Here is a 12,737-nt window from a genome sequence, read left to right on the forward strand (position 1 = left end):
CACCTCCCGTGAGAATTGATCGCGCGGCAGTCCCGTTCGTGGCGATGGCGGCCGTGCCCGCCGTCGTGTCGGCCTGGTGGCTGTCGTCGGCCGCCACAGCCGGGCTCGCGATGCTGCCGCTCGCCGTGCTGCTCTTCTTCCGGGATCCTGATCGGCTGGTGCGTGCCGATCGCCAGATCGTCCTGGCGCCCGCAGACGGCAAGGTGATGCACGCCGGACCGGCGCGACCCGGTGAAGCGCCGGGCGGCGAGTGGACGCAGGTGACCATCTTCCTGTCGGTCTTCGACGTCCACATCAACCGCTCGCCGGTCGCCGGCCGGGTCCTCAGCGTCTCGTACGTGCCCGGGTCGTTCAAGGCAGCGTTTCGCTCCGACGCCTTTCGGAACGAACACTCGGAGATCTGGCTGGACCACGATGGCACGAGGGTCGTGGTGCGCCAGGTGGTCGGCGTGCTCGCGCGGCGCGTCGTCTGCCGCATCGCCGCGGGTGACGTGCTCGAGAGCGGCGCCCGCATCGGGCTCATGAAGTTCGGGTCGAGGATGGATGTGTTTCTGCCCACGTCGGCCGAGCTGCTCGTGGCCGCGGGCGATCGGGTGCGAGGGGGCGAGACCCCCATCGCCCGGCTTCCGGAGGAGCCTCATGGCGAAGGCGATTGAGCGCCGCGACCGCGACCCGCACTTCCGCCGCGGGATCTACCTGCTGCCGAGCATCTTCACGGTCGGCAACATGTTCTGCGGCTACGCGAGCATCATCTTCTCGATGCGGGGCGAGCTCGTCACCGCGGCCCCGTTCATCGGCTTCGCCGTCGTGCTCGACATGCTCGACGGCCGGGTCGCGCGCATGACGAGGACGACGAGCGCGTTCGGGCTCGAGCTCGATTCGTTGGCCGACATCATCTCGTTCGGCGTCGCGCCGGCGGTGCTGGCGATGGCGTGGGGCCTCTCGGATCTCGGTCGTGTCGGCTGGGCTGCGGGCTTCGTGTACGTCACGGCGGCCGCCATGCGGCTCGCGCGATTCAACATCCAGTCGTCTGGCCAAGTGGACAAGCGCTACTTCGTCGGCATGCCGTCGCCGCCGGCCGCGGGCGTGATCGCATCGACCGTGTTCGCATGGCCGTACCCGGCCGCCACCGTCTACATCTGGTCCTATCCGCTCGTGCCGCAGTCGATTGCCGCCATGACCGTCGTGCTGGTACCGGCCGCGCTCATGGTGAGCACGATCAAGTTCCGCAGCTTCAAGACGATCAATTTCGGATGGAGCCGGCGCTACGCCGGCATCTTCTTGCTCGCCGTGCTGATCGCGCTCATCGCGACGGAGCCTCGCATCAGCCTGCTCGTGCTCGCCTACGGCTACTTCTTCTCCGCGTTCATCGAGATGGTGCTGACGAAGGTGCGGAGCCATCGTGAGGAGCCGCCATCCGCGGCAGCGTCACCGTAACGATCGTCCCCTGGCCCGGCGTGCTCGCCAGCGCGATCGTGCCTCCCTCGCGCTCGATGCTGCGCTGCGCGTTCGCCAGCCCCAGACCGCTGCCGCCGGTCTTGGTCGAGAAGTACGGCTCGAACGCATGGGCGATGGTCTGTTCGTCCATGCCGACGCCCGAGTCGGCGATGACGATCGTCGCCACCTCGCGCGACGCCTCGACCGTCACGCGCAGCGCGCCGCCGTCGGGCATCGCCTGAAGCGCGTTCTCCACGAGGTTCGTCAGCGCGCGCACGAGCAGCGTGCGATCGGCGCGCACGATCACGCCAGCCGTCAGCGTCGTGTCGATCGCCACGTTCCCCGCCAGCCCCGGCCGGTACGGCTCGATGATGCCGTTGACGAGCGCGCCAAGGTCGACGGCTTCGGGCCTCGACGTCGGCTCGCTCGCGAAGTTGGCGAACTCCGACGCGATCTGGCGCAAGAGGCGCACTTGGCCGAGGACCGTCCGGATGCACTGGTCGAGCGTCTCGCCGAGCGGCCGGCCGCGATCGCCGTGCACGCGCTGGAGATGCTCGGCCGCGAGCTGGATCGGCGTCAGCGGGTTCTTGATCTCGTGCGCGACCTGCCGGGCCATCTCGTTCCAGGCTTTCAACTGGTTGGCGCGCGCCAGCTCGGCACGCTGCGCGACGAGCCGAGCCGTCATCGTGTTGAAGTCGTCGACGAGCCGCCGCAGCTCGTCGGCCGTGTCGGCGGCAATCCGCACGTCGAGCTGGCCCGCGGCAATCCGCCGTGTGGCGTTCGTCAAACGCGCCACCGGATCCGCGATTCGGCCCGCGAGCGAGGCGCCGAGGCCGGCGGCGAACAGGACGACGAGCACGGATCCGACGAGGACGCCGCGATTGAGCTCGTCGATCTCCTGCTGGATCTCGCGTTGCCGGGGTGCGAGCGGCACGCTCAGCACGGCGCCGGGGCCCAGCGCCGGCAGCGGCGAGGCGGCCACGAGGTACTGCTGATCCTCCGTGACGAACGACGGCAGCCGCTCGAGCGCGATCTTCCGATAGACCGTCGCCGGCGTGCGTCCGGGCAGCAGGCCGGAGTTGAACAGGTCGCGCTGGCTCGTCGCGACGAGCGCGGGGCCATCGAAGAGGTTGACGTCTTCTTCGATCACCTGCCGGATCCACACCATCATGTCGTCGCTTGGCGGCTGGGCGCCTGACTGCTCGTTGACCGCGATCTGCTCGAAGACCCGCCGTGCGACGGCCACGACGCTCGCTGCCTCGCCCTGGATGTCGTCGCGGAAGCGCGCCTGCATGAAGCCGCTGAACGCGAGCGCGAACAGAAGCACCGGGCCGACGGCGACCAGCACGAAGAAGAGGAACAGCTTCCGGTAGAAGCTCGTCCGCACCTCGGTAATCAGCACGCGCAGCGGCGCGCGGGTCCGCCGCACCAGCGGCACGTAGAGCACGGCGGCTGCCTGCACGATGATGAACAAGAGCGCCGCTACGGCGGCGATCTCGGCGAGCCGCGCGGCGTGATCGCGGAGCGTCGCCGCGGGGTACCCCAGGGCGTAGATGCCGGCTCGATTCTGCTGGAGATGCACGTGGTAGCGGCGCCGGTTGGCGTCGAGCGTGGTCCAGAACGGCCTGCCGTCGCCGTAGATCCGCCGGAACAGCGCGTCGTCGATCGTCCACGCGATGCCGTCGTCGGTCGTGAAGATCGGTTGCAGACTCCAGCCGTAGACGACGAGCTCGAGCCCGACGGGCCCGCCGGCGCGCGGGGCTCGCGTGCCGCCCACGCGGACGAGATCCGAGGAGGGGCTCGCGGAGGCGACGAACGGGAGCGCGTCGTAGTCGGTCGGCGCCACGTGCACCACGACGGCGCCGACGAAGCCTTGCTCGGGATCGCACAGGCCTTTCTGCGCGTGGAGCATCGTGCGGTTCGACGATCCGAATCGCGTGACCTCGCCGAACGTTTCCCACTCGCATCCGGCGCCCGGCCACTTCTGCGTCGTCGTCCGAGCCACGTACTCGGGAAAGTTGAGGGCGAATCGGCTGAGCAGCGACCGATCCCGGCCGTACAGCTCGATGTCGGAGATGACGCGCGTGCTCTTCAGCGCCGTCTGGTTCCAGATCAGGAACGCGCTCTGGCTCTCGATCGGTTGAGCCGGCGTCAGCCGGACCTGCGCCGCGAGCGGCAGGCGATCGAGTTCGTCCTGCACCTTGCGCAGCAGGCTGCGAATGTCGTCGGACTGGCGGGCCGCCTGCGGCGAGTACTCCGTTTCGATCACGGCGCGCGCCGAGCGGTCGATCGCCGAGGCGACCAGCGGATACAAGCCCGCCAGCGGGACGACGAGCGCGAGGAATCCCAGCACGAGCCGGCTCGATTGCGTCGCGTGACGATAGCGACGGCGCAGCCGCGGTGCGGCGACGGCAAAGCCGGCGAAGAGGAGCGTCATGCTCAGGGCTGGCGGGCCAGGCGGTGTCGGCCACCTGGGTGATGACGCGACCAGTGCCGCCACGGGCAGCGTCCAGCAGCCGATCGCGAGGGCGCTCCACGCCGCGGATCGTGCGAGCCGCCAGCGTTCTGCCGCGATGGCCAGCACGGCCGCGGCCGCCCAGCCGATCGCGAGCACCGTCAGGAGCACGGTCCACACGTTCAACAACCCCATCAGGTCGAACGGAAACAACGCCGAGTGCCAGGCTGCCAGGCTGCTCGGCGGAATCTGCCCGCTGAGAATCGCCCAGGCACCGGCGATGGCGGCCGCGAGCAGCGCGCCGGCGAATAGCTGTTCGGCGACGAAGCGCCGCTGCGCGCTGGCCGGCGTACGCCGTGGCCAGCGGCGCCACCAGGCGCCGCCGGCAACGAGCCCGACGATGGCCGCAAGCGCGCCGGCGCGACCGAGGCGCACCGCGACGTCGGGCGCATCGAGACGGTCCATCACCGCGGTCAGCAGCAGCGCTGCCGCGCCGACGAGGACGGCCGCGCCGCCCGAGGCGATCAGCCACGTGGACCAGGTCATGCCGGTTCGACGCCGGCCGACCAGCGGGCCGCTCAACACGACGAGCGCGACCACGAGCGGCAGTGCGGCCGTGGCGAGCGCACGCGACTGGAATCGCGCGCGGGCCGCGGCGATGTCCGCTTGCGCGTAGTGCACTTCGAGCAACGGCCGATCGATGACGAACGCGTTCGGCGTGGCCAACGCCCCGGCGGCGTAGGTCGGGATGATCGTGATCGGGCCGAATGCGGTAGGCAGCATCGGCGTGCCGTCCCGCGTCGCCGACGTGAGCACGCGCTCGGCCGCAACGGTCGCGACGCGCCGCCCCTGACGCTCGATCGGGCGCACGGCGACGAGGCGAAGGCCGACGGGACCTGGCACGACCACGAGCGTCGAAGGCCCTGCGAGCAGATGCGGTGCGAGATCCCCGGCCGGGCCGTCGCTCCAGGCCAGCATCCGGAATCCCGACGATGGATCGGGGACGTACACGGTCGCCGTGATCGCCCCGGGCCGCGACGGTCCGGCCAGCACTTCGAGCCGTGCGAACAGCACCGACAGCTCGGCGCCGCTCTCGGTCGCGTCGACGAAGGGCATCGCGTCGGCGACGACGCGACGGGCGAGCGCTTCGACCTCGTCCGCCTGCCGGCGGATGTGCTCGCGAATCTCCGTCTCGAGTCTCTGGATCGTCGCGGCGTCGTTCGTCCCGAAGCGCCAGAGCTCCCAGGCCTTGCCGCCGCCGGCCAGCAGGACGGCCGCGATCACGAGCGCGGACAGCACGACGCGGACCGGCGACGACACGTTCAGCGTCCGAAGGAAGGCATTGCCGCCGAGAATACCAAATCCGGCGATGCTATACTCGGCGGCCGCCGGCGCGCCGGTCCCTCCCGATGTCCACTCTGCCGCTCGGCGCGGCGCTGAAGCGCGGCGCCATCGTCACCGCAGCGAACTGGCCGGTGGTGCTCGTCGACTTCGTGCTCGAGTCCTTCTACAAGCTCACGCTCACGGTGCCGATTCTCGGCGGCGCGCTGATGGTGACGGCCATCGTCGGGTCCGATCTCGACACGGTCGTGGGCGAAGGGCTGCGGGCGACCGCCGACCTCGTGCTCGGCTCGCTGTCGACGGCGCCCGTCGCGCTCATCACGTTTCTCGTCGCGCTCGCGATCGTCGGGGTCGGCGGCGAGGCGATCATGTTCGTCGTCAAGGCAGGGACGCTGAACGTGCTCGTCGCCGGAGAACGTGCCGCTGCCGACGTCCACGTCGCCGGATCGGTGCTGGTGTCGCTGTCGCAAGCGTCGGCGTGGAGCCTGGCCGCCGTCTACGAGGGGGCGCGGCGTTTCGGCGGGCGCGCGCTCGTGCTGGCGCTCTGGCTCGGCCTCGTGTACGTGGCGATCGGAGGGGCGTGCCTCGTCGTGCTGGGCTACGGGCTGTCGGTGGCGAGCCGCTCGGCATGGCTTCCGGCCTGGCCGCTGCTCGTGCTCCTCGCGACGAGCACGAGTGTCGTCGCCATCACGCTCGTCAATCTCGTCTACGACCTACTGCGCGTCATCGTCGTCACCGACGACTGCTCGGTGCGCGCCGCGGTCGCACGGCTCCGGCGCTTCGTGACCGAGGACGCGCGTCACGTGCTCGGGATCTTCAGCGTCATCGGCGGCGTCGTGCTGCTCGCTACCGCCGGATCGCTCGTGGCCGCGGCCGGAATGGCGCTGACCGCGTGGATCCCGTTCCTCGGCCTGGTCGTCGTGCCGCTGCAAGCCGTGGCGTGGCTGCTGCGGGGAGTGAGCTTCCAGTTTCTGGCGCTCGCCGCGTTGTCGGCCTACCAGACGCAGTACCGGCGATTCTCCGAGACGCGTGGCGGCGCCGTTGATACCGGTAGTGGAGGAGAGGTCCTCCCCTAGGGTTTCTGCTGGGTCGGTCCCGGCATCGGTGGGGCCGCAGGAGCCGGCGGAGGAGTGGCTGCGGGCGGCGGCGCCGCAGGCGCGCTTTTCTGGAGCAGGACGAGCGACGTGCGCGCTGGCGACGTCATGATCATCGCGATGACCGAACCGTCCGGGGCAATCGCGCCGGCCTGCAACGTCGGCGGCGTCTCGGCGGAATCGAATCCCGGCACGCGGGTCAATTTGAAATCCTCGGCGCTGTTGAAGACGACGAATTCCGACGTCACGAGCGGCACGGCGAGCAGCGCGCCGGCAATCTGCGGGCCGTCGATGGGCCGCGAGATCGCCGACAGTGTCCGTCGCCGCGCGCCGTTCTCGGCGTCGAAGACCCGGATGATCGCATCGAGGAACGCGACGTACACGTGTCGAGCGTCGGTCAGCGGCGCGCCGACGGGCCGGACCCTGACAGGAAAACACCAGTCCAGCGCGCCGCCCTCCGTGCGGTAGGCGCACACATAGCCTTCGCCAGCTACGAGAAAGATGCGTTCCGGCGTGGCCGTGAGCGCCGTGGGCCGGATGTCGAGCGGCGTCCGCCACTGGAGGCGGCCCGAGCCCAGGTCGAACGCGACGAGCGCGCGATCCTGGTACGCCACGGCGACGGACGCGCCGATGGCGATCACCGCCGCGGGTTCGCCGGTCGCGGCCGCCTCCCAGAGGACGGCGCCGTCCGCGGCCCGAATCGCGCGGAGTCCCCAGGCGCCGGCGGCGAGGATCACGCTGTCGCTGGAGGCGAGGGCGATCGGCGCCGGCGCGGAGGCGGTCCAGCGCGTCCGGCCATCGGCCGTATCGATTGCGACCACGGCATCTGTCGTTGCGGCGGCGAGCAGGCCCGGCAACACTAGCGGGCGCACGCTCACGCGGATGTCGGACGTCCACGCGACGCGGCCATCCGCCAGCGCGCGCGCCTCGATGGGCGTGTCGATGCCGGAGCTGATGACGTGAGCGGGCGTCAGCGACAGGTGCCGTGGCGCGGCCGCCCGGAGGCTCTCGATCCAGGCCGGCTTGTACAAAGGCTGGGCTGGAGCCGTTGTCGGCGCCTCCGGGCGCCGAGGCGCCGTGTCGCTCGCGGGCGGCGTGCTCGACGGCGGCGTCGACGAAGCGGCGGCGGGCGTTGGCGTTTCACTCTGCCGATCGGGCGACGAGGGATCCGGCGCCGGCGAAGACGATGGCGGTGGGATGGGGCTCTGGATTCCCCGCAACGAACGCGCTTCCACCTGATGGGGTAGTGAGCACCCGATCGTCAGCGCGAGACCCCAACATATCGTGGCCCGGGTTCTCGACACCCGCTTATAATAGCGACGTTCCGACGGGCGCCGGTCTCGTCGTTGCATCGCCCCAGCCGCATCTGTGACTCATCAGCTCGTCCTCGTCCTCGATTTCGGCTCGCAGTACACCCAGTTGATTGCGCGTCGGCTTCGAGAGTTGTCGGTGTATTCGGAGATCGTGCCGCACACGACGTCGGCGGAGGCCATGCGGCGCCGTCAACCCGCCGGGATCATCCTGTCGGGTGGACCGCGCAGCGTGCGCGAGGCGGGGGCGCCCACGCCGGATCCGGGCGTGTGGAGCCTCGGCGTGCCGATGCTCGGGATCTGCTACGGCATGCAGGTCATGACGCACCAGCTCGGCGGCACGGTGGGCAGCGCGCCGCATCGCGAATTCGGGCTCGCCACGGTGACGATGGCGGCACGCGGGCCGTTGTTCGACGCGCTGCCCGAATCGCTGCGCGTCTGGGCCAGCCACGGCGACTTCGTCGCGCAGGCGCCCGACGGCTTTGCCGTCACCGCCACGTCGTCGAACGCACCGGTCGCCGCGATGGCGGATCCCGAGCGGCGGCTGTATGGCCTGCTGTTCCATCCGGAGGTGGCGCATACCGAGCACGGTCTCGACATCCTCCGCAACTTCGCGTTCACGATCTGCGGCTGCCGCGGCGACTGGACGATGGCGTCGTTCGTGGACGAGTCGATCGAGAAGATCCGCGCGCAGGTCGGGAACGGCCGCGTGGTGTGCGGGCTCTCGGGCGGCGTGGACTCGACGGTGGCGGCGGTGCTGCTGCACCGGGCGATCGGCGATCGGCTGACCTGCATCTTCGTGGACAACGGCCTGCTGCGGCTGAACGAGGCGGAACAGGTGCGGGGGCGCTTCGCGAGGCTCGGGCTGCCGCTCGACTTCGTCGACGCATCGGAGCTCTTCCTCGAGCGGCTGGCGGGGGTGATCGATCCGGAGCGCAAACGCAAGATCATCGGGTCGGCGTTCATCGATGTGTTCGAGCGGCGGGCGCACGAGCTCGGCCACTTCGACTTCCTCGCCCAGGGGACGCTCTACCCGGACGTCATCGAAAGCGTTTCGGTCGTCGGGCAGTCGGCGCTGATCAAGAGCCATCACAACGTCGGCGGCCTGCCCGAGCGCATGCGCTTCACGCTCGTCGAGCCGTTGCGGGCGCTGTTCAAGGACGAGGTGCGCGCGGTCGGCACGGCGCTCGGCCTCGACGACGAGTTCGTGTGGCGGCAGCCCTTCCCGGGGCCTGGCCTCGCCGTGCGGCTGCTCGGGGCGCCCACGCGCGAGCGGCTGGACCTGCTCCGGCGCGCCGACGCGATCGTCGTCGATGAAGTGCGCAAGGGCGGCTGGTATCGCCGGCTGTGGCAGGCCTTCGCGGTGCTGCTGCCCGTGCAGAGCGTGGGCGTCATGGGCGACGAGCGCACCTACGAGTACACGGTCGCCGTGCGCGCGGTCGAGAGCAAGGACGGGATGACGGCCGACTGGGCGCGGCTGCCTCACGATCTGCTCGCGGCGATCTCGTCGCGGATCGTGAACGAGGTGCGCGGCATCAACCGCGTCGTCTACGACATCAGCTCGAAGCCTCCCGCGACGATCGAGTGGGAATAGGCGGATGCGCGAGTTCGTCCACCTCCACCTGCACACCGAGTACTCGCTGCTCGACGGCGCCTGCCGCATCGGCGAGATGCTCGATCGGGCTGTCGAGCTGCAGATGCCCGCCGTGGCCGTCACCGAGCACGGCAACATGTTCTCGGCCGTCGTGTTCCACGATGCGGCGCGCAAGCGCGGCATCAAGCCGATTCTGGGCTGCGAAGTGTACGTCGCGCCGGGCAGCCGGACGGATCGATCCGGCACGCCGGGCGAGACCGCGAACCATCTCGTGCTGCTCGCCGAGACCAACGAGGGCTTCCACAACCTCGTCAAGCTGGTATCGGCGGGCTACATGGACGGGTTCTACTACAAGCCCCGCATCGACAAGGATCTGCTCGCGCAGCACTCGCGCGGGCTGATCGGCCTGAGCAGTTGTCTCAAGGGGGAAGTCGCCACGCGGATCCGCACGGATCAGGCGGCCAAGGCCATCGGCGCCGCCGCGACGTTCCGCGACATCCTCGGCCCCGGCAACTTCTTCCTCGAGATGCAGTATCAGGGCATCGAGGAGCAGCGCATCGTCAATGCGGGCCTGCTGCCGATCGCGCGCGATCTCGGCATGCCGCTCGTGTGCACGAACGACGTGCACTATCTCCGCCAGAGCGATCAGCATCCGCACGACATCCTGCTGTGCATCGGCACCGGCAAGAGCGTGAGCGACGAGAAGCGGCTGCGCTATCACGGCGATCAGTTCTTCCTGAAGACCGCGGACGAGATGTGGCAGGTGTTCGGCGACTACCCGGAGGCGCTGACGAACACGGTGCGGATCGCCGAGCGGTGCGACGTGACGCTCCCCAAGGGCGAGGCCCACTTGCCCAACTTCGCGGTCCCTCCCGGCTACACCGTCGATTCCTATTTCGAGGAGGTGGTCCGCCAGGGCTTCGAGGCGCGCATGCCCCAGTGGCGTGCGCTCGAGGCGCGCGGCGAGCTGCGGCACACGCTGGCGGAGTACGAGCAGCGGCTCGCCTTCGAGATCGACGTGATCCGCCGGATGCGCTACCCCGGCTACTTCCTCATCGTCTGGGACTTCATCCGGTACGCGCGCGAACGTGGCATCCCGGTCGGTCCGGGCCGAGGCTCGGCCGCCGGCAGCCTGGTCGCCTACACGCTGCGGATCACCGACGTCGATCCGCTGCACTTCGACCTGTACTTCGAGCGCTTCCTGAATCCCGAGCGCGTGACGCTGCCCGATATCGACATCGACTTCTGCGAACGGCGGCGGGGCGAGGTCATTCAGTACGTGACCGAGCGCTACGGCCGCGAGAACGTCGCCCAGATCATCACGTTCGGGACGATGAAGGCCAAGGCCGCGGTGCGCGACGTCGGCCGCGTGCTCGAGATGCCGATTGCCGAGGTCAACCGCGTCGCCAACCTGATTCCGAGCCAGCTCGACATGACGCTGGATCTCGCGCTGAAGGAATCGCCGCCGCTCGCCGATCTCGAGAAGAGCGACCCGCGGGTGCGCGAGCTGCTGACCGTGGCGAAGCGCCTGGAGAGCATGACGCGTCACGCCTCGGTCCACGCCGCGGGCGTCGTCATCGCCCCGAAGCCGCTCACCGAGTTCGTCCCGCTCTATCGCAGCCAGAAGGACGAGGGCGAGATCACCACCCAGTGGGCGATGAAGGAGATCGAGCGCGTCGGTCTCCTGAAGATGGACTTCCTCGGCCTCAGCACGCTGACGCTGCTCGACGATGCCGTCGAGCACATCGAGGAAACGACCGGCGTGACGGTGGATCTCGACCACCTCCCGCTCGACGACGCCAAGACCTATCAACTGTTCCAGAACGGTCAGACGCACGGCGTGTTCCAGTTCGAGAGCTCGGGCATGCGCGACACGCTGCGCAAGGCCAGGCCGCAGTGCCTCGAGGATCTGATCGCATTGAACGCCTTGTACCGGCCGGGCCCGCTGCGCGGCGGCGTCGTCGACGACTACATCGCGCGCAAGCACGGCCGGGTCGAGATCAGGTACGAGCTGCCGCAGATGGAGGGCGTGCTGCGGGAGACCTACGGCGTCATCGCCTACCAGGAGCAGGTCATGCGCCTCGCCAGCGAGCTGGCCGGCTTCACGCTCGGCGAAGCCGACGAGCTGCGGCGCGCGATGGGCAAGAAGGACGCCGCCAAGATGCAGGCGCAGCGCGATCGCTTCATGCAGGGCTGCGCCGACCGGAAGATCCCCGAGAAGAAGGCGACCAAGGTCTTCGAGTTCATCGAGTTCTTCGCCGGCTACGGCTTCAACAAGTCGCATTCGACGACCTACGCGCTGCTCGCCTACCAGACGGCGTACCTGAAGGCGAACTATCCGCGCCATTTCATGGCGGCGCTGCTCACCATCGAATCGCAGAACTCGGACAAGGTGGCCCTCTATTTGGCCGAGTGCCGAGAGCTCGGCGTCCCGGTGCTGCCGCCGGACATCAACGCGAGCCGCCTGGCCTTCACGGTCGAGCCGGAAGGCGTTCGATTCGGGCTCGGGGCCGTCAAGGGCGCGGGAGAAGGCGCGATCCGGTCGATCCTCGAGGCGCGACAGGCGCTCGGCGGCCGGATCAGCTCAGTCTTCGAGCTCGCCGAGCGGGTCGATTTGCGCGCGGTCAACAAGAAGGTGCTCGATGCGCTCACGAAGGCCGGCGCGTTCGACTCGTTGTCGCCGGGCGGCCGCGAAGGCTACCTCGCGTGGCGGCCCAGGCTGATCGCGGGCCTGGACCGCATCCTCGACCACGGCGCGCGGCACCAGCGGGATCGCGATCAGGGGCAGAGCCAATTGTTCGGCGGCGATCTGGCAGCGGACGCCCGAAGCCTCGACGAAACGGCCCTGCCGTCCGCGGCGCCCTGGACCGAGACCGACGCGCTCGCGGCGGAGAAGGAAGCGCTCGGCTTGTACCTCTCCGGGCACCCGCTGCAACGATACGCGGCGGCCATCGCCGCGGCCGGAGGACGGCGGCTCGAGATGCTCACCCAGTCCGAGCCGGACTGCGCCATCGCCGGCATCGTCACCGGCCTGCGCCAACTGAAGACCAAGCGGGGCGATCGGATGGCGGTGTTCTCGCTCGAGGACGACATGGCGAAGGTGGAAGCCGTCGTGTTTCCCGAGGCGTTCACCCGCTACGGCGGCCTCGTCGCCGACGATGCCATGCTGCTCGTGCGCGGGAAGTACGAGCGCGGCGAGGAGTCGAGCCGGCTCGTGGTGAGCGAGATCGTGCCGCTCGACCTCGTGCGTGAGCGGACGGTGAAGGAAGTCGAGATTCGGCTTGCGGGCAAGGGCCTGGAGCGCGTCGGGCTGCGGGAGCTCGCCGACGTGTTCGAGCGCCATCAAGGCGATCGGCGGGTATCGGTGGTCGTGGACGTCAAGGGCGAGCCGGGCAGGCTGCGCGTCCGCGCGGCGACGGCGCGGCGCATCCGGCCGAGCGATGTCTTCGTCCGCGACGTCGAGGCGATCTGCGGCGCCGGCGCGGTCGTGCTGAAGTGAGAGGACG

General features: G+C 69.6%; 8 protein-coding genes. 6 read left to right on the forward strand and 2 right to left on the reverse strand.

Going from position 1 to position 12,737, the window contains the following annotated elements; genetic code table 11:
- The first annotated feature begins 8 nt into the window (after positions 1–8).
- Both IT184_03265 and pssA read left to right on the forward strand, forming a co-directional pair.
- Positions 9–656 (forward strand): phosphatidylserine decarboxylase, encoded by a 648-nt coding sequence (locus tag IT184_03265; GenBank protein ID MCC7007811.1) that lies wholly within the window; start codon positions 9–11, stop codon positions 654–656.
- A complete protein-coding gene (gene pssA / locus IT184_03270; GenBank protein MCC7007812.1) occupies positions 640–1,437 on the forward strand; it encodes a CDP-diacylglycerol--serine O-phosphatidyltransferase in 798 nt (265 codons plus the stop codon). The genes IT184_03265 and pssA overlap by 17 nt, the downstream gene beginning before the upstream one ends.
- Here pssA and IT184_03275 read toward each other — a convergent pair.
- Positions 1,367–5,212 (reverse strand): HAMP domain-containing histidine kinase, encoded by a 3,846-nt coding sequence (locus tag IT184_03275; protein MCC7007813.1) that lies wholly within the window; start codon positions 5,210–5,212, stop codon positions 1,367–1,369. The two genes, pssA and IT184_03275, sit on opposite strands and share 71 nt — an antisense overlap.
- 89 nt (positions 5,213–5,301) lie before the next feature.
- Between IT184_03275 and IT184_03280 the strand changes: the two genes are divergently transcribed.
- Entirely contained in the window at positions 5,302–6,309 is a 1,008-nt protein-coding gene (locus IT184_03280; protein MCC7007814.1) for a hypothetical protein, read from the forward strand.
- Here the strand turns inward: IT184_03280 and IT184_03285 are convergent.
- Positions 6,306–7,358: a PQQ-binding-like beta-propeller repeat protein gene (locus tag IT184_03285; protein MCC7007815.1), complete on the reverse strand. Its 1,053-nt coding sequence runs from the start codon at positions 7,356–7,358 to the stop codon at positions 6,306–6,308. The genes IT184_03280 and IT184_03285 overlap by 4 nt on opposite strands.
- Before the next feature lie 46 nt (positions 7,359–7,404).
- On the opposite strand from IT184_03285, the gene IT184_03290 reads away from it, so the two are divergent.
- The 3 genes from IT184_03290 to dnaE all read left to right on the forward strand — a co-directional run bounded on the left by IT184_03290 (position 7,405) and on the right by dnaE (position 12,730).
- Positions 7,405–7,566: a hypothetical protein gene (locus IT184_03290; protein ID MCC7007816.1), complete on the forward strand. Its 162-nt coding sequence runs from the start codon at positions 7,405–7,407 to the stop codon at positions 7,564–7,566.
- A gap of 129 nt (positions 7,567–7,695) precedes the next feature.
- Entirely contained in the window at positions 7,696–9,231 is a 1,536-nt protein-coding gene (gene guaA / locus IT184_03295) for a glutamine-hydrolyzing GMP synthase (GenBank protein MCC7007817.1), read from the forward strand.
- Between the two features lie 4 nt (positions 9,232–9,235).
- Positions 9,236–12,730: a DNA polymerase III subunit alpha gene (dnaE, locus tag IT184_03300; protein ID MCC7007818.1), complete on the forward strand. Its 3,495-nt coding sequence runs from the start codon at positions 9,236–9,238 to the stop codon at positions 12,728–12,730.
- The last annotated feature ends 7 nt before the right edge of the window (positions 12,731–12,737 follow it).

The organism is Acidobacteriota bacterium, assembly GCA_020853395.1.
Classification (GTDB): domain Bacteria; phylum Acidobacteriota; class Vicinamibacteria; order Vicinamibacterales; family SCN-69-37; genus JADYYY01.